Below are 25371 nucleotides of genomic sequence, written 5' to 3'. Positions count from 1 at the left end.
CATGCGCCGATGCTCAGACCGGATACGCCAGGTCGTTCGCGATCACCGCCGTGTCATACACCGCCTGACGTTCCTTGAGCAGCAGGACGTTACCACGGCGTGCGAAGCGATCAAAAAGGCGTCCAGCCTGATGCAGCGTGGTGGCGCCTTCTACAAGGGTCTGCAGCAACATATAGTTGCTCTGCGCAACGATCTCTTCGTCGTTGGCATCGAGAATCCGGACGTTCGAGACGAAATGCAGCATTTGCCGCGGCGCGAACATCTGCGTGCGGGCAATCGCTACCGCGCGATCATGGAGCATGTCGCGGCCCTCCGCATACACGAGACCGACCGGCAACCCGCGCGCCGCGTTCTCGTATTCGGTCACGCGGTACAGGCAGCCCTCCGTGAAGAATTCGGGCCAGCGCTCGATGTCGCCCCCATCCAGCGCGGCGCAATATTCGGCATGGAAATCCTCGACGGCTGCGCGTGCGATCAGCGCCTTGTCGTACGCAATGGCCTTTTTTTCGAAACCTGGCAGCATCTAGAACCCCATGACTTCACGATAGTGCTTGTACATCGCCCGAATGGCGGCTTCCGAGATCAGATTGTCTGCGGTGCCGACCTTGTCGCCGTCGAGGCGGATGATGCTGCGGTCGGTCACGGAACGGCGCACGCCTTCCTGCACGAACTTCATCGCCTCGTTGTCCTCAAGGCCGAGAAAGCCCGAGGGGCCCATCAGGTTGCCCTGGCGCAGGCGGTGCCGGGTCATCTCGTCCGAATCGTCTTCATAGCCGAACATGGTCCAGAGCATGACCATGCTGTTCGGGCCATTCGGCACGATATGGCGCACACCCAGGGTGTTCATCTCGCGCTGCACGATCAGGTTCGGCCAGATCGTCTGCATGGTGACCGACCACTCCGAGTCGAACTCCTTCACGAACTCAAGAAAGCGTTCGTCGCGCAGCGTCATGCCCTCGTGGAACGAGCGCATTTCCTTCTTCTTGTCCTCATCCACGCTGGCGTAGAGCGTGTCGCTCTTCGCCGAGGCCATCGTGCCGTGGATGCCGTACTTGCTGTCGGCCACCATCGCGGAGCGGTTGCCCGCCACGAGCAGGCCGAAGACCACCAGAAACGAATGCAGCAGCGTGGCGTGATAGGGGTCCTTCAGGTTCTCGTGATACATCTTCCAGTTGCATGGCAGCTCATTCTTGTAGAAGCCGAGAATGCGCAACGGCTTGCCCGTGAAGACGGCATCGAAGTCCTTCAGGATCTCCGGCGTCAGATACGCCTCGAGCGACTCCATCTCCGACGCGAACGATGCGAATACCACGCCGTTGCGCGCGGCGACAGCAAGCTTGCGCAGTCCATGCTGCTCGTTCCGGAAGTCCTTGGGCATCCCCCCTTGCCGGTTCACACCCCGTTTGAACGGAATGCCCTGCAAGTTGCCCTTCAGGTCATATGACCATTGATGATAGGGACAAACGAACTCTTTGTTATTGCCCCTGCTGTGGCGGCAAAACTCCGCGCCGCGATGCGCGCAGCGGTTTTCGAACACGTTGATCGATCCGTCTTCGGCACGCGACACGACCACCGGAGTCGGCCCGACGTATGAGCGCTTGTAATCGCCCGCGTTCGGCACCTCGGCCTCCAGCGCGACGAAGTTCCAGGTACGCCCGTGAAAGATGCGCTCGACTTCGCGTGCATAGACCGACTCGCTCGTGTAGACCCAGTCGGGGATGGTTTGCAGGCCCTCTTCCGGCCACGCGAGCGAGTCGACGGGCGCGTTTTTGCCTGAAGCCGCGGCGCCACCGATGATGGTTTCACATGAATACACAATTGTCTCCAGAAACTTAATGGGCGAGCTGTTCGAGCTTGCGCAGCTTCACGCTCATATCGGCAAGCTGGTCCGGCTCCACCCGCACGGCCTGTTCCACGAGGCGCCTGAGCGCACGCAACTCGCCCCCCTGGTTCAACGCCAGCACATAAACGATAACGTTCTCGCGCAGTCCGATGAGCAACGTCTTGTCACCGGCACCCGGGCGGGCGATCCAGCGGTCCACGCTTTCGTTCGGCATCCCAAGCATCTGGATGTTCCAGTCATACTGGTCCGTCCAGAACCACGGCGTGGGCCGATACGCGTAGCTCTCGCCCAACATGTTCCGGGCGGCCGCGACCCCCTGCTCCTGCGCGTTCTGCCACGATTCGAGCCGCGTCGCGCGAGCCGCCGCGCCAAGCGGAAAATTGGCGCAATCGCCGGCCGCATACACGTATGGCGCCGAAGTACGGCAATACTCGTCAACGACGATGCCGTTGCTTACGTCGATGCGCGAAGCACGCGCAATCTCGTCGTTCGGCTCCTGCCCGACCGCCACCACGCAAAAGTCGAACGACGATGTCCCGATGGCGCTCGTCACGACGACGGCCGAGTCCGACTCCGCTATACGAACTGAACCCGCGTCAAGGACGATGCGCACGCCATGCGCTTCATGTTTGGCGTGCAGTTGTCCGGAGAACGCAGCCGGCATCGCCTTTGAAAGCAGACGCGCACCGGCCTCGAAGACGACCACCTCCAGGCCGCGCGCACGCGCGCTCGCTGCGAACTCGAGGCCAAGAAAGCCGCCACCGACGACCGCAACAGACTTCGCCCGAGCCATCAGGCTGCGCAAACGCATGGCGTCATCCAGCGTGCGCAGCGATGCGACACGCGGGCCGTGCTGCACGCCAGCGAGACCGCGCGCGCGGCCGCCGGTCGCCAGCAAGCAGCGGTCATAGCGCAGTTCGCGTCCGCTCCCGAGCACGGCCACGCGCCGATGGGTGTCGAGATGCGTCACGTTGGCGACGATGCGCTCCACCGACGCATCGTCGTAAAACGTCGCTTCGTGGAGCCAACCCTTGAAGCAATCGGTATCGTCAGTCGCGAGAAGAACGTCCTTCGATAGTGGGGGGCGCTCGTAGGGCCGCCAGCTTTCATTCCCCACGATGATCACGCGCCCCTCGAAGCCGCCGGCACGCAGCGCTTGTGCAGCACACCCGCCCGCCTGCCCTCCACCCACGACCAGAATCGTATCGTCCATGGCTTCGCCGCTCATCAGAGATCGACCATGATCGCGTCGCCCTCGACATGGACCGGGTACACGCGGATCGGCTGGGTGACAGGCGCACAAACCGCGGCGCCCGTCCTGATATCGAACTTGCCCTGGTGCAGAGGACACTCGATGCAGCCGTCCTCCATATAACCGTCGCTCAGCAAGGCGAACTGGTGCGTGCAAACGTTGTGCGTTGCACGCACTTCGCCATCGAGCAGATACAGGGCGATGTGCTCTTCGCCCAGCCTCACCGGAAGCGGCTCGTCTTCCACGAGCTCCGAAAGGTTCGCCGCAAATACGAGTGCCATTTGAGCTGCTCCGCCAAATTGATCAGTATGCTGACGAAATGGATCGTAAGCACATCCGCTGGTGGCGTCAATCTTTTCAAAATTAAAGGTTTACCCGACCGGTCTACGGACCGGTGGGCAGCAATCGAGGCGGGAGACAGGTTCGCGTGGCCGCGCTGGCTTGATGAGGCGGCAGACGGCACAGTGGGCGCTTGTTCGATCTTTATCTGGCATTCGGGCGGGATCAGCGCCGTGCGTGAGTCTGGTGCGCGAATACATCACGCGTACCAGACTCACGCACGGCAAACTTGCCGATGCTGTATCGCGGATTTATCGCCGAACAGGCCGCAGGGTGCGTGCACGACCTGTCATGGCCTGCCACAAGGCGATTGGGTGATTGATGTGGACCCCGGCGCCGGCGACGCGGATGGCCGCAAGGCGGCCTTAAGCCGTACCGCCACCATCCACGCTGATGCTCTGGCCATTGATATAGTGGCCGGCGCCCGACACGAGCAGAAGCGCCAGGCCGGCCACATCCTCAGGCTCGGCAATGCGTCCCATCGGAATGGTCGAAACCGTCATCTTCTCGCGCTCGGGGTTCTCCCAAAGCATGCGCGAGAAGTCCGTGCGCACCGCGCCCGGATTGATCGAGTTGACGTTGATGTTCGACGGCCCGAGCTCGACGGCCAGATTGCGCACGAGCTGGTCGATCGACGCCTTGGCCATGCCGTACAGGCCGAGCACACCCGTGCCGCGCTTCGCTGCGCGGCTCGACATCAAGACGATCGAGCCGTATTTGCGTTCGACCATCTGCGGAGCGAGCGCCTGGACAAGCGAGAAGCTGCCGCGCACCCCTTCGGCCATGGTCTTGTCGAATTCCTCCGCCGTCTGGCCCAGCATCGGGCCCGCGGGAGGATTGCCCGCCGCATTGAGCACGAGCGCGTCCACGCGCCCGAAGGCGGCAAGCGCATCGGCCGCGAAACGCTGCACGCTCGCGGGGTCCGTGATATCGCACGCGAATGCCGCGACTTCGAAGCCGTCTTCGTCGCGCAACTTCGCGGCGGCCGCATCGGCCGTTTCCTGGGTGCGTCCAGAGATGACGAGCTTCGCTCCCGCTGCGCCGAGTGCTCGCGCAATAGCCAGGCCCATGCCCTTGGTGGATGCCGTTACGACGGCGACTTTTGCTGTGAGGTCAAACAGATTCACCACGTTCGATGCTCCTGTTTCCCGCGTCATCGCGGAAAACGGTTGAATGTCGGCTATTGAAGAATGTCCCGCATCTCGCTAGCAGGACAAGTTAGTGTTGCTCTTTGGCTTCGGCCTGTTTCGCCGCGGCTATCAGCGCAGCGAATCGCTCCAGTGCAGCCACGCTGCTGTGCACCGAGTGATATTCCTGTTGTCCGATGCGTGCGTCGAGCACGATCGTCATGCCGGATTGTCGGGCGACGTTCAGGATGTCCATTTCCTGCTCCTTGCCTCAGTACTCTACGATTCGCGCTGCGCCAGATTCGACGCCTCCTGTTTGACAGAGTACGCGCTAGCGCACGAAGATCAACGAGGCCGGGACGAAATATGCTTTCGCATAACCCGAACAATCGCCGCGGGGCCCCCATCACAGTCCGGGAATCGCCACACCAAAGGTCTGAAGAAGCAACACCCCGTTGAGCGCCAGGATAACCACGGTTCCAAGGATGGCCAGGCCGGCCACCCAACGGCGATTCGCAAACGGTCCCATCACGTCTTGCCGTGAAGTGAGAATGACGAGAGCGATCATCGGCACAGGCAAGGCGAAGCTCAACACCACCTGGCTGTAGACGAGCGCCTCGGTCGCGTTGACACCGCATGCGACGACAACGAACGCCGGCACCATGGTGACGAGCCTGCGAACCCAAACCGGAATGTGCCACCCCGTGAAGCCTTGCATGATCATCTGCCCGGCCATCGTTCCGACTACTGAACTGGACACACCGGATGCCAGCAGCGCGACGAGAAAGATGCCTGCTGCTGCCGCGCCGAGCACCGGCGTCAGGCTGTGATACGCCGTTTCGATTTCGGCCACTTCGGGATGGCCCGCATGAAACGCCCCTGACGCCATGATCACCATCGCCATGTTGACGAGCCCGGCAACGGTGAGCGCGACCATGACCTCGACATTCGAAAAGCGCACGAGCTTGAAGCGTTCCGTATTGCTGCGAGCCCGCGTGCGGCCCTGGGTCAGCCCCGAGTGCAGATAAATCGCGTGCGGCATCACCGTGGCGCCGAGAATGCCGACCGCGACAGACAGCGCATCGGCACCGTGAAGCCTGGGGACGACGGTGCCCTTGAGCGCAGCGGGCCAATCGACATGCACGATCAAGAGCTCGAACACGTAAGACAGCGCGACAGCTACGATGAGGCCGCCAATCACCAGCTCGAGTGGGCGGAACCCCTGCTTCTCTCCAGTGAGAATCGCATAGGTGACGATGCCCGTGACGATCATGCCGACCAGTAACGGGATGTGAAAAAGCAGAGACAGGCCGATCGCGCCGCCGAGGAACTCGGCAAGATCGGTTGCCATCGCCGCGATTTCGCTCACGCCCCACATCCCATAGGCCACCGGCAGCGGGAAATGCTCGCGGCTCAACTGTGCGAGATTGCGATTCGTCACGATGCCGAGCTTCGCGGACAGCGCCTGAAACAACATGGCGATGACATTGGCCGCCAGCACGACCCAGAGCAGCGAGTACCCGTATTTCGCCCCCGCCTGGATGTTGGTCGCGAAGTTGCCCGGGTCCATATAGGCAATCGACGCCACGACGGCGGGTCCGGCGAAGAGCAGCTTCGAGCGCCAGCTGTCGTCGCGCCCGGCCAGCACGCCGGCGATCGCTCGCGAGGTACGCTCGGTCAGTCCCAGTTGTCCTTCAGCGGTGCTCATGTCGTTCTTCCTGTTCAAGTCGGGCCGCCGAACGGCCAGCACGATGGCAGGAATCATGTTGCCGGGAATTGGCCGCCGAGAACAATTGAACGTTCGAATCGTCCCGATATCGTTTTGCCTCGTTGCGCCCCCCCCCCCCGGCAGTCGGGAAAACGCGGCAATCCGGGCGTTCGATCGCCTGCTTACGGACCGTAAGCCACGCCATGAAAAATAGGTTGGGATGGCTCAAGACGCCGCCGCCAGCCTCGCCGCATGCTCGATGACTCTGGCGAGCTTGCCATCGAGCTCGCGTCCCACCGCGGCGACATCCGCATTGCCGAACTGGCCGAACAGCGTAGAGGGCTGGTCGTACTCGACCCGCACCGTGCCAGGCGCCGATTCATGGACCAGCACGGACAGCGGTGCATAAAGACCGGCACGGATATCATGGCGCGTCATCTGCATGGCAACACGCGGGTTGCCGATGTTGTAGCGGATGGCTTGCCTCGGGGCCCCGGCGATATTGAGCACCATCCCGTGATTCTGCGTCGAGAAGATCATCAATCCCTGATCCCCTTCCATCTTCGCGAGACGGGCATCCGCTGCGGCCGGGTCGGTTTGCAGCAGTGCCTTGAGGGAGGAAGGGTCGAAGCGGCCCAGCAAGGCTTCCAGGTGTTGCGTGAACGCCCCAAAATCGACCCTGGCTTCCAGGGTGACGTGGGTGACAGCGATTTGCTGCGCTGAAGTTTGAATCAAAGGATCGGTTTGCATGGTAATCGACGATTGTCCGCTATGTGCGGAGATAGAAAGGAGTCCAAGATAAACAGGGATCGCAATGCGTGTGATGCGGAAGGGCCTCATCATCCGCGGCCCCTACGATAGCCGCGCCGCGTCAGCGAGCGCCCGGCCGAGCATGACTTTGGCCAGTTGCGTGCGATAAGCGCCATCGGCGAAACCGTCTTCGAGCGGCGTCACGTCGGCGAAAGCGGCCTCGACAATGCGGCGGATTTCCTCCGCCGATCCGGTGAACCCGTGGCCCAGCTCTACTTCAGCCGCATGAGCGCGGAACGCTGTTTCCGCTACACCGGTCACGCCGATCATGCCTCCCGTACAGCGATTGCCCGCGTAGCGCAAGGCAACGGCGGCCGCGGCAACGGCGTAGCCCGAAGCGGGATGGCGGAATTTCCGGTAGGCCACGCGATCGGGCCCGGGCAAGGGAACGACAATGCGCGTCAGCAACTCGTCCTGTTGCACCGCCGACGCCATGAGCCCGACAAAGAATTCGTCAGCGGGCACCACGCGCACCCCAGCGCTGCCAGTGACTTCCATGCGCGCATCCAGCGCCAGCATGACGGCGGGCCAGTCCGCCGACGGGTCGGCGTGGACCAGTGAGCCACCGAGGGTTCCGCGATTGCGCACAGTCGGATCCGCAATGACGCCCGCGGCCAGCGCGATCAACGGCAGGCGCTCCGCCAGCCCGGCATGACTGCCAAGCTCGGCATGCGTGGTCGCCGCACCGATCGCAATGTGATCGGGATGGATCTCGATGCCTCGCAATTCCGGCAGCGTGCCGATGTCGACGAGCCGCGAGACGCCGGTGAGGCGCAGCTTCATGAGCGGGATCAGCGAATGGCCCCCGGCCAGCAAGCGGGCGTCGGGGTCGCTGGCGAGCGCGGCAAGCGCATGCGCCACGCTGGTGGCTCTAACGTAGTCAACCGCATAGGGGATCATGCAGGGCTCCTGGTGGCGGCCTGGACGGCGCGCCAGATTTTCGGCGGCGTAAGCGGCATGTCGAGATGGGTGATGCCGAATGGCCTCAGCGCATCGCAAACGGCGGAGACGATCGCAGGCGGCGCGCCGACGCAACCCGCTTCGCCAATCCCCTTCGCGCCAAGCGGATTCGTCGGCGATGGCGATACGTGGAAAGCCGTGCGCATGCGCGGCACCTGCTCGATGCGCGGGAACCCGTAATCGAGCAGGGATCCCGAAAGCAGCTGCCCGCTTGCGTCATATCGCGCTTCCTCATAGAGCGCCTGGCCGATGCCCTGGGCGATGCCGCCGTGCATCTGCCCATGGCACAGCATGGGGTTGATCAGCACGCCAACGTCGTCAACCGCGACATAGTCAAGAATGCTAACGACCCCGGTTTCCGGATCGACTTCCACGACCACCGCGTGACATCCGTTGGGTGCGCCCATCGCGACGGGTTCGTAGAACACGCGCTCTTCCAGGCCGGCCTCCATGTCGCGCGGGAGCTTGCTGGCCACATAGGCCATCCTGGCGACCTCGGCAAAGGACACCCTCGCGCCCGCTTTCGTGGAAAACATGCCGCCCGCGTACTGCACGCCTTCTTCTTGGGTCTCCAGCATGATCGCGGCAATCTTGCGCGCCTTGGCAAGGATCTTGCCCGCCGCAATCCAGGCTGCGGAGCCCCCCACCGGCATGGAACGCGAATTGAACGTGCCATGGCCGGCCAGCACGCGGTCGGTGTCGCCCTGCACGACGTCGATGTCCTCCATCGGCAGTTGCAGCGCGTCGCCCACGATCTGGGCATAGCTCGTGGCGTGACCGTGGCCTTGTGGCATCGATCCGCTGAACAAGGTCACCTTGCCATCGGAATGCACACGAACGTGGGCGCTCTCCCAGCCGCCGCGATCGAAGCCCACCCGGCGCAACAGTTGGGAATTGCCCATGCCAACGAGTTCGAGATAGCAGATCACGCCAATGCCGATATACCGGCCTTCGTGCCTCAGCGCGGCCTGCCGTTTGCGCCAGCCGTCGTAATCGATCATCTCCGTGGCGCGCGACAGGCAGGCCTCATAGTCGCCACTGTCCCACTTGCCGCGCGCCGTGTCGTGCGGCTGATAGGGAAACTGGTGCGCCTGGACCAGATTCAGGCGGCGCAGCGCGACGGGGTCGAGGTCGAGCGCATTGGCCACCGCATCCATCGCGCGCTCGATGATATAGGCGGCCTCCGGCCGGCCCGCGCCGCGATAGGCATCGACGGGCGTGGTATTGGTCGTCACGAGGTCGACCTGCACATCCACACTCGCAATCTGATAGTTGCCGGTGACGTAGCTCGCCGTGTTGATGGTGGGAATGCCGGTCCCCATGTTGGAGAGGTAGGCGCCCAGGTTCGCACACGAGCGGACCTTGATCCCCAGTACCTTGCCTTCCTTCGTGACGGCGGCATCCACATATTCCACGTGATCACGACCGTGCGTGGTGGCCACGTGGTTCTCGCTGCGCGTTTCCGTCCAGCTCACCGGGCGGCCGAAGCGCTTCGAGGCAAAGGCGACGAGCACCTCCTCGACGTAGAAGTGCATCTTGCACCCGAAGCCGCCGCCGATATCGGGCGCAACGATGCGGACCCGGTGTTCGGGCCAGCCCAGCGTCTCGGCGAGCCAGCGCCGGGACATATGCGGCACCTGGCTCGGCAAGATGAAGGTGAGCCGCTCGTCCAGCGCATCGTAGCTGGCGCAGAGCGCGCGCGGCTCCAGCGGACTCGGAATCAGCCGCTGGTTGACGATGCGGATGGACACGACTTGGTCGGCCGCCTTCGCGGCCTCTTCGTAGTTGCCGCCCTTCAGCTTGAATACGCCGATCAGGTTGCCGGGCACATTGCCGTGCAGCTGCGGAGCCCCCTCCTGAAGCGCCGCCTCCGCATCCACGACCACGGGCAGTTCGTCGTACTCGACGTTCACGAGCTCGGCGGCGTCGGCGGCCAGTTCGCGCGTCTCGGCCACCACCATGACCACGGCCTCTCCCGCATAGCGCACGTATTCGGCAGGCAGCACGGGGTGCGGCGGCACGATGGAATTGCCCACGACCCAGTTGGGGCGGATATCGCCGACCTTGCCGGCAATATCGGCATGGGTCAGCACCCCCACCACACCGGGCAACGCCAGCGCGGCGGCCGTGTCGATATGCCGGACGCGCGCATGGGCAAAGGGCGAGCGGACGAACGCGGCAAACGTCATCCCGGGGAATTGATGATCGTCCGTAAACCGGCCCTTGCCGCTCATCAGGCGCTCGTCTTCCCGCCGCTTCACGGGCTTGCCGATATACCGCGTGCCGACTTCGCTATTGCCTTCACTCATGGCTCACCTCCTCTAGCGGTCGAGCGGCGTGCTCCTTCAAGCGGTCGGCGGCAAGCAGGACGGCATCCACGATGTTCTGGTATCCCGTGCAGCGGCACAGATTGCCATGCAGCGCCTCGCGCACCGCATGCTCCGAAGGTTCGGGCGTCGTGACCAGCAGCGCGCGCGCCGCCATCAGCATGCCGGGCGTACAGAACCCGCACTGCAGCCCATGGCATTCATTGAACGCGCGCTTGAGCACGGTGGTGATGCGATCCTGCTCCATGCCTTCGATGGTCCGCACGCTGCAGCCCTCGGTCTGCACTGCGAGCACAGTGCACGACTTGGCGGTCTTCTGGTCGATCAGCACCGTGCAGGCGCCGCACTGCGAGGTGTCACAGCCGATATGCACGCCCGTCAGCCGCAATGAATCTCGCAGCACATGGGCGAGCAGCCGCCTCGGTTCTGCCTCAATGGTGCACAACTCACCATTGACGGAATTCTGTATCTGCATGGGTCTCACCCTGTCTCGTTGTCCGCGCGTCTCGCTGGACGGCCGGAAGCTTTCCGGCACCGCGCGAACTCATTAAATGATGATCATCATACTTTACGGCGAAGCGATATCCTCGCACTCGCTCACCCGTTTTTCGAACCGCGAAAAGAAGTCCGCGAGAAACTTGTTGGCCACGGAGCCGACAAGTCGCGAGCCGATTTGTGCGAGCTTGCCGCCGAGCTGCACCGTGGCGGCATAGTGCAGCGTGGTCCCGCCATCGATGTCTTCCAGATGAACGTCGGCCGTCAGTTTGCCGAAGCCCGCGATTCCGCCGCTGCCGTTGCCTTCGATTCGGTAGCCAGTGTCCTCGCGCAGATCCGAGAAACGCGCAGTGCCTTTGAAACGGGCCTTGATCGGCCCGAAGGCCGCTGCGATGACGGCGTCGTAGCTGCCGTCATCGGCCAGCTCATACTGTTCGCAGCCGGGCAGGCATTGCCGCAAGGTCTGCGGGTCATTGAGCCGCTGCCACACGACGGCGCGGGACGCATTGATGTGCTGTGATCCTTTGAATTCCAAAACATCCTCCTTCAATCCGGCGATGTAATCACCGATAACATGCTTGGGAGCCATGTCGGCATGGTCAAGAGCCGACCGTGTGAATCCCGGCTGGTGTTTACCCGACACCTCGAGTTGACCGAGCTTCGATCAAGGGCAATCCGATGCAATGACGGTTATCATCTAATATATCGGCTACAGGTTTCAATGTTTGCATGACCGGAGTTCAATGATGCGCTACCCCCCCGAGCACAAGGAAGAAACCCGCGGCAAGATCGTCAAGGCGGCGGCCAAGGCGTTCCGCAAGCACGGCGTTGACGGCATTGGCGTCGCACAGTTGATGAAAGGTGCCAAGCTCACGCATGGCGGCTTCTACGCCCATTTCGACTCCAAGGATGCACTTGTGGTCGCGGCAATCGACGCGGCCTTCGAGCAGATGAGAACCCGGCTCGAAACCGCGGTGTCGGACGCGCCGCCCGATCAGCATCGGCGCGCCGTGCTCGACGCCTACCTGTCGCAAGCGCATCGCGATCACCCGGAAGCCGGTTGCGTCATCCCCGCGCTCGGCGCCGATGTCTCGCGCCTGGACGCCGCCGCAAAGCGCGCTTTCGCATCGGGCATCAACGCGCTGATCGAACTGATCGGCGGAGAGGAGCAAGACAGCGAGGCGCGCGCGGCGACCATCACGACCCTGGCGGCCATGGTCGGTGGCATGGTCCTGGCGCGCGCGGTTCGCCCCGATGCGCTCTCCCAGGAGATACTCGATGCGGTGCGAAACATGACCTAGCCGCGCGGGGCGTTGCTGCATCGTGCCCCGCTCCGCATAAAGCCCGGACAGCTGGCGTCTAGACCGCTTCGAGGATCGTCGCAATACCCTGCCCGCCGCCAATGCACTGCGTAGCCAGAGCGAACTGACCGCCGTCTCGTGCGAGCAGCGCGGCGGCCTTGCCGACAAGGCGCGCCCCGGTCGCCCCTAGCGGGTGCCCGATGGCGAGCGCCCCGCCGTCCACGTTGGTGCGCTCAGGATCGAGCCCCAGCTCGCGGACACTGGCAATGGCCTGGCTGGCAAATGCCTCGTTGATTTCCACGACGTCGAGATCTTTTGCAGCGATCCCGGCGCGCGCAAGTGCCTTGCGAGTCGCGGGAATCGGCCCGATGCCCATCAATTCCGGCTGGCAGGACGCAACCGCCGCGCTGCGATACTTCGCGAGCGGACGCAGTCCATTGCGGCGCGCGAATTCTGCACTGCAGAGCAAAATTGCCGATGCCCCATCGGTCAACGGCGAGGACGTGCCCGCAGTCACACTGCCGTCTTCAATGAAGGCCGGCTTGAGCGAGCGCAGGGCTTCCAGATTCGTACCGGGGCGGATGCAGCCGTCCTGCGAGACCAGGCCTTGCGGGGTCTGAATGGGGACGATCTCGGCGTCCAGCCTGCCCTCCTCACGTGCGGCGGCAGCCTTCGCGTGCGAGACTACGGCGAGCGCCTCCTGGGCTGCGCGATCGACGCCGAACGCCTTCGCGACATTTTCCGCGGTGATCCCCATTGAGACATAGGCTTGCGGAAACGTCTCCTGCAGGCGGGGATTGGGCGAGCGGTTGAAGCCGCCTTGCGGCACCCGCGTCATCGACTCGACGCCTGCGCAAATGAACGCCTCCCCAAGCCCCAGCGCGATTTGACCCGCGGCGTAGTGGACGGAAGACATCGAAGAGCCGCAGAAGCGGTTGATGGTCACGCCTGGAACGGTGTCCCCGAATCCGGCCAAAAAGCCGATGATGCGTGCGATGTTCAGGCCCTGCTCGGCTTCCGGATACGAACATCCCACGACGATGTCCTCGATCATGGCCGGTTCGAGGCCCGTGCGCGACAGCAATGCCGAAACCACCTGGGCGGCCAGGTCGTCAGGCCGGACGTCGATCAAGGCCCCCTTTCGGGCAAAGTGGAACGGCGAGCGTGCATAGGCAGCGACTACGATATCTGACAAGGTTATCTCCTGATATTTGCTGGACGTACCGCGTTTGCGGCCCGCTGAACAGAGTACACCTCTTTATATGATGATCATAATTCATTGAGGCGAACGTTGCTGTCCTCTCAAACCGCTTCAGTCAGGAAGGTGCATATCCACGGAAATTCTCGTGTACGCAGCCGCGCCCGGCTCGAAGGCGATCTTGAATCCAAGACGCCGCGCAAGGGTCACCATTGCGTGGTTCTCGCTGAGGGTGGTGCCAAACAGGCGCTTCACACCGGACGCTCTGGCGAGGTCGAGCAGGCTGGTCAGCAACGCCCCACCCAGGCCCGCTTTCTGCCATTCGTCCGCAATGACAATGGCGAACTCGGCCTCTTCGTCTCCGGGCTCCATCGCGTATCGGGCCACGCCAATCTGCCTCAGGTGGCCTTCCACAGACGCCGTCGCCACCACGGCGCCCTGATATCGGCGGTCGAGATTGGCCCAGCGTTGCAGTTCGGCGGGAGACGGACATCTCGTGGACATCATTCTCATGTACCCCGTATGCCTGGACAGGCCGGCGACGAAATCGCGTGCAAGGTCGACGTCGTCCGCCTGGATTGGACGCAGAGTGACAGGCTGACCCTTCTTGTCGATCCAGACACGCTCGCCAGCGTCCATCAGGACAGGAGCATCCGTCCAATCACTCGCTCCTGGCAGAACTTCTATCGCACCCATCATTGCCTCACACCGATTTTTTGCCCCTGGACGAAGCCGTGTCGTACCTCTTCCTGTGCCGACCAGGCTCCCGGACACTCATTTCCAGCATCACCGCATGAGCGCCTTGCACGCATTCTAGGAGCCAGTGGCTCGTCTCAACAGCATTGCAGAGCGAACTTGTTATTGCGCGGAGAAGAACAATCCGCAGCGAATCGTGGACGTCATCGTTTCACGTGTCGGCGCATTATTGCTAAATGTCGAATGTTGCATTCATCCGGGCCACCTTCCCTTGCGCAGCGACTTTTTCTACAGTAGCCGCAAGCCACGCCCGATCTCAAAGCGGCGGGATCCGGCGCATGCATCCTTGCAAGAGGAAATTGAATTGGTAAAACGTACAGATGTGGAATTCGAAGTCGACGGCAACGTCAAGCTGCGTGGCTGGCTCTACGTGCCGCCAGGCGCTGGGCGGCGTCCCGCTATCACGATGGCGCACGGCTATGCCGGCGTGAAAGAACACGGCCTCGAGCCTTTTGCCCAAGCCTTCGCCGAGGCGGGATTCGTGGTCCTGCTGCACGACCATCGCGGCTTCGGCGCAAGTGAAGGCACGCCGCGCCACGACATCGATCCCTGGCGCCAGATCGCCGACTGGCGACGCGCAATCAGCTATCTGGAAACCCTGGAGGTCGTGGACCCGAAACGCATCGGCTTGTGGGGCACCAGCTATGCCGGCGGCCACGCCATCGTGCTCGGCGCGACGGAGCTGCGGCTGCGCTGCGTCGTCTCACAGGTTCCGACGATCAGCGGCTACGAGCAGGGCCTGCGCCGGATTGCTCCCGAAAATGTAGCCGCGATCGAAGAAGCCTTTGCCGACGACGACCGCGCGCAATTGCGCGGCGAGCCTCCCCGCCGCCAGGCGATCGTCAGCGCCGACCCCGGCATTGCGGCGTCGTATCGCGCGAAGGATGCGATCGACTTCTACCTGCAGCCGCTGCCCGAGGGCGTCTGGCAGAACGACGTCACGGTCCGCTCCACGCGTGCGGCTCGCATGTATGAGCCGGGGCACTGGATCGCGCGCGTTTCGCCGACTCCGCTGCTGATGGTCGTGGCCACGCGAGACACCATCACGCTGACCGACCTCGAGCTTGCCGCGTACGAACGCGCGCTGCAGCCCAAGCGCCTCGTGACCCTCGAAGGCGGCCATTTCGATCCGTATCTTTCCCTGTTCAAGCAGTCCAGCGAAGCCGCCGTCGAGTGGTTCAAGCTCCACCTGGGCTAATGCCCATTTCTTCGGACCAAGGTTTTCCATGGCTCATTTGACTGTCCATTTCGACGATCGCATTGCAACCATCGTCCTGAATCGCCCGCCTCAGAATCGCATCGACGACCAGATGATCGATGAGCTCGCCGCCGCGGTGACCGCGATCGAGCGCAGCGACGCACGCGTTGTCGTCGTGCGAAGCGAGGGCAAGGACTTCTCGTTCGGCGGCGACATCATGACGGGGCCCGATGCGGACGTTCGCGAACTTCGCGCCCGCTTCGAGTATTACCTCTCGGTCTTCAATCGCTTCGAGCGGCTCGCGTTGCCGGTGATCGCGGCGGTGCAAGGCTTGTGCTTCGGTGGCGGCTTCGAGCTGGCGCTGCGCGCCGACATGATCTTTGCCGCGGAGTCGGCCACGTTTGGGCATCCTGAGCAAAGCCTCGGGATCGTTACGATCCTCGGGGGCATCTACCGCGTGGCCGAGCGCGCCGGGCGTTCACGCGCGGCCGAATGGGCGATGACGTCCGAGAAGGTTCCGGCCGCCACGATGGCCCACTTCGGCATCGTCAATCGCGTGGTCGCCGACGACAGCCTTCTGCAGGAAACGCTGGCTTTCGCGGAGAAAGTGGCCCGCGGCCCCACGCGCGCCTATGCGGCCCACAAGGCGCTGCTGCGCGCCTGGGCTGTGGGTGGCGTCTCCGCGGCCGACGAAGCGATGTTCGACATTGCCATGCCGCTGTTCGAAACCGACGATGTCCAGCGCGGCCTGCGCTCCGCCGTGGAAGCCCTCAACGCGGGCCGGCCGCGACCGGTATTGGAGTTCAAGGGTCGCTAGCGGGATGAACACGGTTTGCGGTCTAATGATGCCTCCCGTCACGCGGAGACACATCATGGACCGCATCGCCGCTATGAACGCATTCGTCCGCGTGGTCGAGGCCGGGACATTCACGAAAGCGGCCGACACGCTGGATTTGCCCAACTCGACAGTGACGCGGCTGATCCAGCAACTGGAAGACGATCTGAAGGTCCGCTTGCTGCACCGCACGACCCGCGTGATTACCGTTACGCCCGAAGGCGCGACCTATTACGAGCGCGTCGTGCGCCTGCTCGCCGATCTCGCCGACATCGAGTCGTCGACCAAGGAGTCGCGCGCCAGGCCCTCGGGCAAGATCCGGGTCGTTACACCCGCAGCCATTGGCGCGCTCGTGGTCGTACCGGCCCTTGCCGACTTCTACCGCCTCTATCCCGATGTCGACATCGAGCTCGACATCGGCAACCGGCATATCGACCTCGTCGCGGAAGGCATCGACTGTGCCATCCGCGCAGGGGAAGTGGACGCGCAGTACCTTGCTGCACGCCAGATAGGCGAGTTCGGCTTCACGACGTGCGCGTCGCCGGACTATCTTCGGCTTCACGGCACGCCCGATTCCCCCGACGATTTACGCGCGCAACCGACTGTCGGGATGGGCTCGGCTCGCGATGGCCGGTCCCTGCCCTTTCAATTCTCCAAGGGCGGGCAAGAACACGAATTGGCGCTGAACCACAAACTGGTGGTCAACGACACCAACGCCTATCTGGCTGCGGGGCTGGCCAGCCTGGGGATCATTCAGGCACCCATCTATTGCGTGCGGGAAGCCATCGTGAGCGGCCAGCTGGTGCCCGTGCTCGAGGACTGGGACCAAAGCCTGATCCCCGTGCATGTGCTCTATGCGCCCAATCGGTATCTGAGCGCGAAGGTCCGCGCCTTCATCGACTGGGTCATCGAATTGTTCGAGCGGCACGAATACTTGCGCCGCCGCTGATCCTTCTTTCGCTGTGATGCAATGCAGCGAATCTCGGCTGATGACGGATGCACCTCTGCCCCGAGTGGCGCATTGGGTGTAGTGTTGATGATTGCGCGGGTGCCTCCCGTTGAAGAGGCGCCGTGCCTGGAAACAGGAGACGAACTTGCCGAACGCTTCCACCGAATGGTCGATCGAACAGGTCCCCACAAGCGATCGAACCGACGCCTGGCAAGATGTGCTGAGCCGCAGCTACCAGGAATGGCAAGTGCCGCAACGCTTGCCGGCAACGTTCTACGCGCGCGTGAGGCAACACGACTTTGCAGGCGCCGGCATTGTTGAAACGATATGCGATCCTTGCATGGGGCAAAGGACCCGTCGCCAGCTGAGCCACGACGACGCCTTGTATGTCGGCGTCCAGTTGACCACTAGCGGCCGTGAGCGCTTCAAGATGGGGGACGCCGGCGTCGAGGTCACCTCAGGCGACCTGGTGGTCTGGACGACCGATCAGGTGGTGCAGTTCGAAGTGCTGGAACGGCTCCACAAGGTGACGCTGATGATCCCGTGGTCGTTGATGCGCGAACGCCTGCCGGAGCGCAGGCAACCGCCTTCAGGTGGCAAGATCGAAAGCCGCAGCGGCGTAGGTTCGCTGCTCGCCGTTCATCTGCTCGCCCTGTCCAACCAGATCGAGACGCTCGATCAAAGCGTACAGGGTTCCGTGAGCCGGTCCACGCTCGAGCTGCTTGGCATTGCCCTCTCCGGGCTGCAACCCTCGCGCGCTTTCGATGCGAGCGCAGCGATGCTGCGACGCGTTCAGGACTTTATCCTCCAGCATCTTCATGAGGAGGATCTGAATCCGACGCGCATCGCCGAAGCGAACCATATCTCGCTGCGATATCTGCACATGCTGTTCCAGCGCAGCGATATGACCGTCTCCGGCTATATCCTCAACAGCCGCCTGCACGCGTGCAAACAGGCGCTCACCGATCCCGCCTTCCAGCGGCTGCAGATCTCCGAGGTGGCATTCCGCTGGGGCTTCAATTCAGTCAGCCATTTTTGCCGGACGTTCAAGGAGCGTTACGGCGTCTCGCCCAGCGACGCGCGCCGTGCTGCGATGCTATAGCCCACTGCGGCCCACTGCGTCTAACCATTCTCGGCGGAAAGCTCGCGTCCGACGAGAATCAGCGATTGGGTCAGTTCCAGAATGCGCTTTGCTTCGCGCTTGCCGACCTTTTCCTCGAACCTCGTCTGCACAGCACGCCAAAGCGGAATCGCGCGCTCGAGCGTCTTGCGTCCGGTTGCCGTCACGCTGACGATACGCTCGCGCCGGTCCTCTCCCACCACGACCTGAATGAGTTTATCGCGCTCGAGCGGCTTCAAATTGCGTGCGAGTGTGGTTCGATCCATGGCGATCTGGTCCGCGAGTTCGCCCATCGATACTTCTTGTGCCGACGCGACCTTGGCGAGGATCGAAAACTGCGTGACACGTAGCCCGCTCGGCCGCAGGGCTTCGTCATAGGCGAGCGATACGGCCCGCGTCGCGCCCCGGAGTGACGCACAGTTGCAATGCTTGAGTTCCACCTGGACTTCCTCACTTTAGAGCCGGACACCCATCCAGCCGAGCACGACGATAGCAGATTGTTTATCGCCAGGCAGCCAGTCTGCAAACGGAAACAGGGCGCCATCGCGGCGCCCTGTGTAAATCGCACTCAACTAGCGTGCGGCGAACCGGGAGGCCGCAGCACGCACTCGCGTGCTCTACAGCGCTTCCAGCGCCACCGCAATGCCCTGCCCGCCGCCGATGCACAACGTCACGATGCCACGCTTGATGCCGTCACGCCGCATGGAATGAGCGAGGCGAGTCGTCAATACGGCACCGGTCGCGCCGATCGCGTGCCCATGCGCGATCGCACCGCCTTCGACATTGACCAGCTCTTCGTCGATGCCGAGTTGTTGCAGGACCGCGAGCGGCACGGCCGCAAACGCTTCGTTGATCTCGAAGCGCTGCACGTCGCTGAGCGACCAGCCGGCCCGCGCAAGCGCCATCTGCACCGCGGGCACGGGGCCCAGTCCAAACATGCCCGGTTCGACGGCCGCCACGCCATAGGACACGATCTTCGCGATCGGCTCGATGCCATGGGCCTCGGCGTACTGCCGCCCGGCCACCACCATCGCCGCTGCACCGCTATTCAATCCCGGGGCATTGCCGGCAGTGATGGTGCCATCGGGACGAAACGCCGGGCGCAGCTTCGCAAGCGCCTCGAAGGTCGTATCGGGACGCGGCTGCTCGTCACGCTCGAACTTGACAGCCTGCTTACGCCCTTCGATCTCCACCGCCACCAGTTCGGCGTCGAATGCGCCTCGCGCTTGAGCCGCTGCAAAACGCTTTTGCGAGCGCTCCGCCCAGCGGTCCTGCCGCTCGCGGCTAATCTCGAGCTTCGCAACGAGGTCTTCCGTGTGCCACCCGGAATGCTGACCGGAGAACGCATCGACGAGACCGTCCGCGAGCATGCTGTCGACGATCTCGACGTTGCCCATGCGATGACCCCAGCGGCCGCTGCCGAGCAGATACGGCGCGCGGTCCATGTTCTCCATGCCGCCGGCCACGGCAACGTCGCCGAATCCGAGCCAGATTTCCTGTGCGGCATTCGCAATCGCCTGCGCACCCGATCCGCACACGCGATTCACGCTGAGCGCCGGCACCGCCACCGGCACGCCACCGCCAACGGCCGCCTGACGCGCCGGGTTCATCCGGTTGCCGGCCTGAATGACGTTGCCCATCACAACGGACGCCAGTTCCGCCGGATCGATCCCGCTCCGACGCACCGTTTCGCGCACCGCGACTGCGCCCAGCGTGGTCGCCGGCACGTCTTTCAACGCTCCGCCGAACGCCCCGATTGGGGTTCGAACGGGATTGCAAATCACTACTTGTCGAGCACTCATCGTCAACACTCCTTTCGAGGATTAAGCGTATATGCACGCTTTTTTGGATCGTACCACACCGTCATTCAAAACGTAGTCGCTTCGCCTCGCCCCCTTCCGGACGCGAGGCGCAGCGTTTCAGTCCGTGCTTGCGTTCAATGTGCTGCAGCGGCGGCGTCGCTTCCGGCGGCCGACTTGCCCGGCCTCTTCGTAATCCAGATCAGCGGGATGATGACAATCATCACCAGTGCGGAGCCATAGAAAACGTCGTTCAACCCCATCATTGCCGCCTGCTTCTGAACCACCTGATCGAACAGTGCGTACGAGGCCCCTTGACCGAGATGCAGCAGCGAATGATAGGCGTCCAGTTGCTGGTTGAACATCGGGTTGGTCGCGCTCGATTGCTGCGTCAGGATCTCGTGATGAAGAATCGTCCGGTTGTTCCAGATGACGTTCGCGATCGAGGTTCCGATTCCGCCAAAGAACATCCGTGCGAAGGTCGAGAGACCGGCCGCCGCGGGTATCTTCGCAGGCGGCTGCCCCGACAGGATGATGACCGTCAGCGGTGCGAAGAAAAGCGCCATCGGGATGCCTTGCAGCAGCGTCGGCAGGATGATGTAGCCTTCGCTCAGGTCCGTGTAGAAGAACGAGCGCATGTAGTACACGATGGCGAAGCCAACGAACGCACAGGTGCCGATGATGCGGGCGTCCGAGCGCGGTAGGATCTTGCCCATGATCGGCGCGCCTATTACCGCGAAGATGCCCAGTGGCGCCGTGGCCAGCCCTGCGTCCACGGCCCGGTAGCCCAGGTACTCCTGCATCCATTGCGGAAGCAACACGAGCGTCCCGAAGAAAATCCCGTACACCACAGCGATTGAAACGGTTCCACCGAGGAAATTGCGCTGCTTGAACAGCGTCAGGTCCACCACCGGATTCTTGTCCGTGAGCTCCCAGATGATGAAGAGCGCAAGCCCCACTGCTGCCGTGATCGCAAGAACGATAATCGTGTTCGACGAAAACCAGTCCAGATCCTTGCCCTTGTCCAGCATGACCTGAAGCGACGCCACCCAGACAATCAGCAGCAGCAAGCCGACCATATCAACCGGCAGCTTCTTGCGCGGCGTATCGCGGTGGCGGAAGATCGCCCAGACACCGCCCGCCGAAAGCAGCCCCACAGGAATATTGATGTAGAAGATCCACGACCAGCTGTAGCTGTCGGTCACCCAGCCGCCCAGCGCGGGCCCCACGATCGGGCCTGTGACGACGATCATCGAGAATAGCGAAAGCGCCAGCGCCGACTTGCTCTTTGGCCAGGAGCTGAGCAGCAGGGCCTGCGACATGGGAATCAGCGGCCCGGCCACCGCACCCTGAAACACACGCGCCATCAGCAGGATGGGAAGCGTTGGCGCGACACCGCACAGCCACGAGGCAAAGACGAACAACAGAATCGAGCCCACGAACAGGCGCACCTGCCCGAGGCGTTGCGTCAACCAGCCGGTCAACGGGATCGATACCGAGTTCGCCGCGGCGAACACCGTGATCACCCAGGTGCCCTCGTCGCCGGAAACGCCGAGGTTGCCTGAGATGGTTGGAATGGCGACGTTGGCGATCGACGAGTCGAGCACGGTCATGAAACCGGCGAGGCCCACGCACAGCGAGCCGAGCGCCAGAGTTGCCCCCGTGAGGGGCGGATGTTCCGGATGACTGGTAGTCATGGCAATCCATAAATGAGTGGCAGTCCTTACTGCCTGGTTAACCGTCAGGCCAAATGGTTCGTCATGACCGCGTCAGTCGTTCGCCTTGATGATGCTGGCAATCGCCGCATTGGCTTCGTCGCCATCGTGGACGAATACGCTGGTCTGGTAGGTCGACGTGGAGTCCGCACCGAGTTGCGCGCCGCTTGCGTCTTTGGTGTTGACGTCGACGTTCATCGAAAGGCCGACACGCAGCGGGTGCTTCTGCAGCTCGTCGACCGGGATTTCGATCCGCACCGGCAGACGCTGAACCACCTTGATCCAGTTGCCCGTGGCGTTCTGGGCAGGCAGCAGCGCGAGCGCCGAGCCCGTGCCCGGCGTGAACCCGACCACCTTGCCGTGATAGACGATCGACGAGCCATAGACGTCCGCCGTCAGCTCCACCGGCTGCCCCACCCGGATATGCCGGAGCTGCCATTCCTTGAAGTTCGCGTCCACCCACACCTGATTGAGCGGCACCACCGACATGAGCGGCGTGCCGGGCGATACGCGCTGCCCGACTTGCACCGTGCGCTGCGCAACGTAGCCGGTCACGGGCGCCGGCAAGGTGGTGCGCGAGTAGGCCAGCCAGGCGTCCCGCACCTTTGCCGCGCTGGCGAGGACGTCCGGATGCTGATCGACCGTCGTGTTGGCCGTGAGGGCACGGTTCGCGCCGAGCTTGTGCGTGGCGGCATCGAGCGCGGCCTTCGCGTTGTTGACGGCGTCGCGTGCGTGGGCGATATCCTCTTCCGAAACCGCGCCCGTGACGCCGGTTGCGAGCCGGCGGCGCAGATCGTCCTGTGCCCTGTTCAGGTCGGACTGGCGTTCCGCAATCTCCGCGCGGTCCTGGTCGTCGTCGGCATACAGTCCATGCACGCGGCGCACCGTCTGTCCGAGGTCGGCTTCGGCCTGCTGCAGCGTAATCCGCGTGTCGGCGGGGTCCAGCTGCACGACCGGCTCGCCCGTTTTGACGACTTGTGTGTTGTCGGCATTCACCGCCACCACGGTACCAGTCACCTGGGGTGTGATTTGAACCACGTTGCCGTTCACATAGGCGTCGTCTGTGTCAACGTGATAGCGTGCAACGAGCTCGTAGTAGGCGCCATAGGCGACCCCGGCAACGGCCAGCGCCGCTACCAGCGTGGCAAGCAGGAATTTGCGCTTGCCGCCCTTCTTCTTTTCTTCGTTGTTCTCGTCGTTTTCGATTTTCACAGCGGGTTGAGTCTGGTTCATGGATGCTCTCCGACAAAGCTTGGCCTGCGTCACCGATCGATGACGCACAACGGTTTAAAGAGGGAAATTTCAGCGGTTGGGATGCAGCGCAGACAGCGTCGTATCCGGCGTGCCCGATTGGGTTGCCAGATCGGTTTTCGTGGCGTCGAATCCGCCACCCAGTGCCTTGATCAGCGCAATCTGCTGGTTGCGCCGATCCATTTGCAGGTTCGCCACGGCCTGATCGGCGGCGAGCCGGTTATCGTCTGCATTCAGCACCTGGAGCTGCTCGTTCAAACCCGACCGGTAGCGCACGGCCGCGAGTTGATACGCCTTCGTCTGTGCATCGAGGGCGGCTTGCGCATCCACGAGCTGCTTGTCGGTCGAACGAATCAGCGTGACCTGCGTGGCAACTTCAGACAGTGCGTTGACCAGCGTCTTGTTGTAGTTCGCAACGTCGTAGTCGAAGTCGGCATAGCGGCCCTTCAACTGCGAGCGCAGCGCGCCGGCATCGAAAATCGGCAGATGAATGGCCGGACCCGCCTGGATCTGCCGGCTGCCGGCCGTCAGGAAGCGGCCCCAGCCGAACGCGTCCAGGCTCAGCGAGGCCGAGAGGTTGATATCGGGGAAGAATTCGGCCTTCGCTTCCTTCACGCCATGGGCCGCGGAATCGACTTGCCAATACGCGGCAACGAGGTCCGGGCGGCGCGAGATCAGATCCGCCGGCAGATTGTCGGGCAACGAAACCGCTGCGCCGGCACCGAGCGTCGGAACAGCGATAGCGAGTCCGCGATCGGGGCCCGCGCCAAGCAGCGCGGCAAGCTGATAGCGCACCGTCGTAATCTGTCCATCGAGACTCGTCACGCTCGAACGGATGGTCGCCGTGTCGCCATTGGCCGTTTCCCGTTCCACGTTCGTGTCCAGACCGGCATGAACGCGCCCGTTGGTAATCTGCTCGATATCTTGCCGGTTCTTTAGTTCGTTCACGGCGATGTCGCGCAGTACATACAGACGCGCGAGCTCGTTGTAGGTCGTGGCGACCGAGGTGGCAAGCGTAATGCGCACCTCCTCCATTTCGGCCTCGGACACGTTCGCGTCGGAGATGGCCCCCTTCAGCTTCTGGTGATTTTTTCCCCAGAAGTCGAGATCCCAGGAAGCGCCCGTCAACAAGGTGTTCTCGCTTTCCCAGCTGCCGCCGATCGGCGACGGATAAATGGTGTTCTCCGAGTAGAGATTGCGCTGCCACGAGTAGCTGGCGCTGGCATTCGGATAGAGCGTCGACTTCGCACTGCCTGCATACGAGGCCGCCTTGTCGACGCGAGCGCGCGCTTCATCGATGTCCGGATTGTCCTTCAGCGCTTCGTCAATCAACTTCGGCAGTTGCGGATCGCCGAACTGCTCGGACCAGTCGAGCGAAGGCCATTGCCCGCCTTCAGTCGGCAAGCTCTGCTGAGTTTCATATTTGGCCGGCGGCTCGATCTGATGATCGCTCTTGATGCCCGCGTAGTTCACGCAGCCCGCCAACGTCAACGCCGCGGCAGCAGCTAGCGGAGACAGCCAGGTACCCAAATTTCTGGACGAGCGATAAACCTTCGTCTTGATTGCCATTTTTTCAGCATCCATATCTGTCGCATGCTTTCGCATGTGGTTAGGTGTATGTACACAGAATAGTGTGGGGTCCGTACGCCATCAACGATCTTCGGGACACAAGATTGTTGCCAACCGCGGATCCATTTCCCTGCTGGAGTCGCCATCGCGCGCAACAGAGCGACAGCAGCCAATCTGATTGGCACTGTCCTGCGGCGAAGACCATGGGTTTGACCTGCCGGCAGGGTTTCCGGGACGCTCAATGCTTGCCGGAACCGGCACGAGGAGTGGATTACCTGGGGGCGTACGACGGGCTTGACGTGCCTGCCTGTTCCCTGGCTGGCGGGCGCGAGTTGATTGCTTTTCGCCGTGTTGGCCGCACGCCGGCGCTTGGGCACCTGCTAGCGCGCGGTGTGGTCGCCTGTGAGTCTGAAGAGCTCCAGCCGCAGCCGGGCAGCCTCCTGCTCGCCGAAACTCGTCTCGAAGCTGGCCTGCGCGGTGCGCCAATGCCCTACGGCCTCGGCCAGCTTCACTTCGCCGGCCGCGGTGATATGCAGCCTGAAGCGGCGCTTGTTCCCCGGCTCGGCGGACTCGCTAACGAGGCCGCTGCGCTGCAACGGCCTTAGCGTGCGGATGAGGGTTGTTCTGTCCATGACCATCGCATCGGCCATTTCCTGCATGGTCAGTGCGGGCGTCCGATCCAAAGTGCTCAAAATACTGAACTGGGTCGGCGTAATGCCCACTTCGGAGAGGTGACGCTCATACAGCTTCGAGATGTGCCGGGCAGCTTGCCGGACAGCGAAGCAATCGTCGGCATAGGGGGAGAGAGTATCCATGGCG

Annotated in this window: 25 protein-coding genes; 5 read left to right on the top strand and 20 right to left on the bottom strand. The window is 62.9% G+C overall.

Annotated features, from left to right (window positions below):
• Nucleotides 1-13: 13 nt before the first annotated feature.
• From BO1_RS23375 to BO1_RS23320, 12 genes are all read right to left on the bottom strand, one after another.
• Nucleotides 14-523, bottom strand: a complete 510-nt coding sequence (locus BO1_RS23375; protein ID WP_043286074.1) for an aromatic-ring-hydroxylating dioxygenase subunit beta — start codon at nucleotides 521-523, stop codon at nucleotides 14-16.
• On the bottom strand, nucleotides 524-1816 hold the full coding sequence (locus BO1_RS23370; RefSeq protein ID WP_028219625.1) for an aromatic ring-hydroxylating dioxygenase subunit alpha: 1293 nt from the start codon (nucleotides 1814-1816) through the stop codon (nucleotides 524-526). It abuts the gene before it with no gap.
• A gap of 16 nt (nucleotides 1817-1832) precedes the next feature.
• Nucleotides 1833-3056 (bottom strand): NAD(P)/FAD-dependent oxidoreductase, encoded by a 1224-nt coding sequence (locus BO1_RS23365; RefSeq protein ID WP_028219624.1) that lies wholly within the window; start codon nucleotides 3054-3056, stop codon nucleotides 1833-1835.
• A 14-nt stretch (nucleotides 3057-3070) separates the two neighbouring features.
• A complete protein-coding gene (locus BO1_RS23360; RefSeq protein ID WP_028219623.1) occupies nucleotides 3071-3376 on the bottom strand; it encodes a non-heme iron oxygenase ferredoxin subunit in 306 nt (101 codons plus the stop codon).
• A 423-nt stretch (nucleotides 3377-3799) separates the two neighbouring features.
• Nucleotides 3800-4564, bottom strand: a complete 765-nt coding sequence (locus tag BO1_RS23355; RefSeq protein ID WP_028219622.1) for an SDR family NAD(P)-dependent oxidoreductase — start codon at nucleotides 4562-4564, stop codon at nucleotides 3800-3802.
• 88 nt (nucleotides 4565-4652) lie between these two features.
• Complete coding sequence (locus BO1_RS60265; RefSeq protein ID WP_165976722.1) at nucleotides 4653-4817, bottom strand: hypothetical protein; 165 nt, start codon at nucleotides 4815-4817, stop codon at nucleotides 4653-4655.
• A 150-nt stretch (nucleotides 4818-4967) separates the two neighbouring features.
• Complete coding sequence (locus BO1_RS23345; protein ID WP_028219621.1) at nucleotides 4968-6269, bottom strand: Nramp family divalent metal transporter; 1302 nt, start codon at nucleotides 6267-6269, stop codon at nucleotides 4968-4970.
• A 225-nt stretch (nucleotides 6270-6494) separates the two neighbouring features.
• The gene (locus BO1_RS23340) at nucleotides 6495-7019 is read right to left on the bottom strand and encodes a DUF302 domain-containing protein (protein WP_043286115.1); all 525 of its coding nucleotides are present in this window, start codon (nucleotides 7017-7019) and stop codon (nucleotides 6495-6497) included.
• Between the two features lie 102 nt (nucleotides 7020-7121).
• On the bottom strand, nucleotides 7122-7979 hold the full coding sequence (locus tag BO1_RS23335) for an FAD binding domain-containing protein (protein WP_028219619.1): 858 nt from the start codon (nucleotides 7977-7979) through the stop codon (nucleotides 7122-7124).
• A complete protein-coding gene (locus tag BO1_RS23330) occupies nucleotides 7976-10348 on the bottom strand; it encodes a xanthine dehydrogenase family protein molybdopterin-binding subunit (RefSeq protein WP_028219618.1) in 2373 nt (790 codons plus the stop codon). The genes BO1_RS23335 and BO1_RS23330 overlap by 4 nt, the downstream gene beginning before the upstream one ends.
• The gene (locus BO1_RS52360) at nucleotides 10341-10841 is read right to left on the bottom strand and encodes a (2Fe-2S)-binding protein (protein ID WP_043286071.1); all 501 of its coding nucleotides are present in this window, start codon (nucleotides 10839-10841) and stop codon (nucleotides 10341-10343) included. The genes BO1_RS23330 and BO1_RS52360 overlap by 8 nt, the downstream gene beginning before the upstream one ends.
• A gap of 93 nt (nucleotides 10842-10934) precedes the next feature.
• A complete protein-coding gene (locus tag BO1_RS23320) occupies nucleotides 10935-11450 on the bottom strand; it encodes an SRPBCC family protein (protein WP_322788538.1) in 516 nt (171 codons plus the stop codon).
• A gap of 154 nt (nucleotides 11451-11604) precedes the next feature.
• On the opposite strand from BO1_RS23320, the gene BO1_RS23315 reads away from it, so the two are divergent.
• Nucleotides 11605-12162: a TetR/AcrR family transcriptional regulator gene (locus tag BO1_RS23315; protein WP_245643884.1), complete on the top strand. Its 558-nt coding sequence runs from the start codon at nucleotides 11605-11607 to the stop codon at nucleotides 12160-12162.
• A gap of 58 nt (nucleotides 12163-12220) precedes the next feature.
• Here the strand turns inward: BO1_RS23315 and BO1_RS23310 are convergent, their stop codons facing one another.
• Both BO1_RS23310 and BO1_RS52355 read right to left on the bottom strand, forming a co-directional pair.
• On the bottom strand, nucleotides 12221-13357 hold the full coding sequence (locus BO1_RS23310) for a thiolase family protein (RefSeq protein WP_043286067.1): 1137 nt from the start codon (nucleotides 13355-13357) through the stop codon (nucleotides 12221-12223).
• A gap of 117 nt (nucleotides 13358-13474) precedes the next feature.
• Nucleotides 13475-13999 (bottom strand): GNAT family N-acetyltransferase, encoded by a 525-nt coding sequence (locus BO1_RS52355; protein ID WP_043286064.1) that lies wholly within the window; start codon nucleotides 13997-13999, stop codon nucleotides 13475-13477.
• Nucleotides 14000-14420: 421 nt separating this feature from the next.
• Here BO1_RS52355 and BO1_RS23300 point away from each other — a divergent pair, with 421 nt between their 5' ends.
• From BO1_RS23300 to BO1_RS23285, 4 genes are all read left to right on the top strand, one after another.
• Nucleotides 14421-15314 carry an alpha/beta hydrolase gene (locus BO1_RS23300; protein WP_028219614.1) on the top strand — a complete coding sequence of 298 codons (894 nt, stop codon included), beginning with the start codon at nucleotides 14421-14423 and terminating at the stop codon, nucleotides 15312-15314.
• 28 nt (nucleotides 15315-15342) lie between these two features.
• The gene (locus tag BO1_RS23295) at nucleotides 15343-16131 is read left to right on the top strand and encodes an enoyl-CoA hydratase/isomerase family protein (RefSeq protein ID WP_028219613.1); all 789 of its coding nucleotides are present in this window, start codon (nucleotides 15343-15345) and stop codon (nucleotides 16129-16131) included.
• A 55-nt stretch (nucleotides 16132-16186) separates the two neighbouring features.
• Entirely contained in the window at nucleotides 16187-17098 is a 912-nt protein-coding gene (locus BO1_RS23290; RefSeq protein ID WP_028219612.1) for a LysR family transcriptional regulator, read from the top strand.
• 145 nt (nucleotides 17099-17243) lie between these two features.
• Nucleotides 17244-18200 carry a helix-turn-helix domain-containing protein gene (locus tag BO1_RS23285; RefSeq protein ID WP_028219611.1) on the top strand — a complete coding sequence of 319 codons (957 nt, stop codon included), beginning with the start codon at nucleotides 17244-17246 and terminating at the stop codon, nucleotides 18198-18200.
• Between the two features lie 20 nt (nucleotides 18201-18220).
• On the opposite strand, the gene BO1_RS23280 is transcribed toward BO1_RS23285, so the two are convergent.
• The 6 genes from BO1_RS23280 to BO1_RS23255 all read right to left on the bottom strand — a co-directional run bounded on the left by BO1_RS23280 (nucleotide 18221) and on the right by BO1_RS23255 (nucleotide 25367).
• On the bottom strand, nucleotides 18221-18658 hold the full coding sequence (locus BO1_RS23280; RefSeq protein WP_028219610.1) for a MarR family winged helix-turn-helix transcriptional regulator: 438 nt from the start codon (nucleotides 18656-18658) through the stop codon (nucleotides 18221-18223).
• A 177-nt stretch (nucleotides 18659-18835) separates the two neighbouring features.
• Entirely contained in the window at nucleotides 18836-20020 is a 1185-nt protein-coding gene (locus tag BO1_RS23275) for a thiolase family protein (RefSeq protein WP_028219609.1), read from the bottom strand.
• A gap of 134 nt (nucleotides 20021-20154) precedes the next feature.
• Nucleotides 20155-21714: a DHA2 family efflux MFS transporter permease subunit gene (locus tag BO1_RS23270; protein WP_028219608.1), complete on the bottom strand. Its 1560-nt coding sequence runs from the start codon at nucleotides 21712-21714 to the stop codon at nucleotides 20155-20157.
• A 72-nt stretch (nucleotides 21715-21786) separates the two neighbouring features.
• The gene (locus tag BO1_RS23265) at nucleotides 21787-22965 is read right to left on the bottom strand and encodes an HlyD family efflux transporter periplasmic adaptor subunit (protein ID WP_028219607.1); all 1179 of its coding nucleotides are present in this window, start codon (nucleotides 22963-22965) and stop codon (nucleotides 21787-21789) included.
• A 69-nt stretch (nucleotides 22966-23034) separates the two neighbouring features.
• On the bottom strand, nucleotides 23035-24552 hold the full coding sequence (locus BO1_RS23260; RefSeq protein ID WP_084688135.1) for an efflux transporter outer membrane subunit: 1518 nt from the start codon (nucleotides 24550-24552) through the stop codon (nucleotides 23035-23037).
• A 380-nt stretch (nucleotides 24553-24932) separates the two neighbouring features.
• Nucleotides 24933-25367, bottom strand: coding sequence for a MarR family winged helix-turn-helix transcriptional regulator (locus tag BO1_RS23255; protein ID WP_028219605.1), 435 nt, complete (start codon nucleotides 25365-25367; stop codon nucleotides 24933-24935).
• Nucleotides 25368-25371: the final 4 nt, after the last annotated feature.

Origin of the sequence: Paraburkholderia oxyphila NBRC 105797, assembly GCF_000685075.1 — a bacterium.
GTDB classification, from domain to species: Bacteria; Pseudomonadota; Gammaproteobacteria; order Burkholderiales; family Burkholderiaceae; genus Paraburkholderia; species Paraburkholderia oxyphila.
The sequence above is the reverse complement of the archived record's forward strand: the minus strand, read 5'-3'. Positions and strand labels throughout refer to the sequence as shown.

Coding starts and splice junctions, on each gene's coding strand:
- BO1_RS23330 (WP_028219618.1), bottom strand. CDS start 10,348: ATGAGTGAAGGCAATAGCGAAGTCGGCACGCGGTATATCGGCAAGCCC.
- BO1_RS23345 (WP_028219621.1), bottom strand. CDS start 6,269: ATGAGCACCGCTGAAGGACAACTGGGACTGACCGAGCGTACCTCGCGA.
- BO1_RS23375 (WP_043286074.1), bottom strand. CDS start 523: ATGCTGCCAGGTTTCGAAAAAAAGGCCATTGCGTACGACAAGGCGCTG.
- BO1_RS23290 (WP_028219612.1), top strand. CDS start 16,187: ATGGACCGCATCGCCGCTATGAACGCATTCGTCCGCGTGGTCGAGGCC.
- BO1_RS23360 (WP_028219623.1), bottom strand. CDS start 3,376: ATGGCACTCGTATTTGCGGCGAACCTTTCGGAGCTCGTGGAAGACGAG.
- BO1_RS23260 (WP_084688135.1), bottom strand. CDS start 24,552: ATGGCAATCAAGACGAAGGTTTATCGCTCGTCCAGAAATTTGGGTACC.
- BO1_RS23295 (WP_028219613.1), top strand. CDS start 15,343: ATGGCTCATTTGACTGTCCATTTCGACGATCGCATTGCAACCATCGTC.
- BO1_RS23365 (WP_028219624.1), bottom strand. CDS start 3,056: ATGGACGATACGATTCTGGTCGTGGGTGGAGGGCAGGCGGGCGGGTGT.
- BO1_RS60265 (WP_165976722.1), bottom strand. CDS start 4,817: ATGGACATCCTGAACGTCGCCCGACAATCCGGCATGACGATCGTGCTC.
- BO1_RS23265 (WP_028219607.1), bottom strand. CDS start 22,965: ATGAACCAGACTCAACCCGCTGTGAAAATCGAAAACGACGAGAACAAC.
- BO1_RS52355 (WP_043286064.1), bottom strand. CDS start 13,999: ATGGACGCTGGCGAGCGTGTCTGGATCGACAAGAAGGGTCAGCCTGTC.
- BO1_RS23320 (WP_322788538.1), bottom strand. CDS start 11,450: ATGGCTCCCAAGCATGTTATCGGTGATTACATCGCCGGATTGAAGGAG.
- BO1_RS52360 (WP_043286071.1), bottom strand. CDS start 10,841: ATGCAGATACAGAATTCCGTCAATGGTGAGTTGTGCACCATTGAGGCA.
- BO1_RS23315 (WP_245643884.1), top strand. CDS start 11,605: ATGATGCGCTACCCCCCCGAGCACAAGGAAGAAACCCGCGGCAAGATC.
- BO1_RS23255 (WP_028219605.1), bottom strand. CDS start 25,367: ATGGATACTCTCTCCCCCTATGCCGACGATTGCTTCGCTGTCCGGCAA.
- BO1_RS23270 (WP_028219608.1), bottom strand. CDS start 21,714: ATGACTACCAGTCATCCGGAACATCCGCCCCTCACGGGGGCAACTCTG.
- BO1_RS23335 (WP_028219619.1), bottom strand. CDS start 7,979: ATGATCCCCTATGCGGTTGACTACGTTAGAGCCACCAGCGTGGCGCAT.
- BO1_RS23340 (WP_043286115.1), bottom strand. CDS start 7,019: ATGCAAACCGATCCTTTGATTCAAACTTCAGCGCAGCAAATCGCTGTC.
- BO1_RS23275 (WP_028219609.1), bottom strand. CDS start 20,020: ATGAGTGCTCGACAAGTAGTGATTTGCAATCCCGTTCGAACCCCAATC.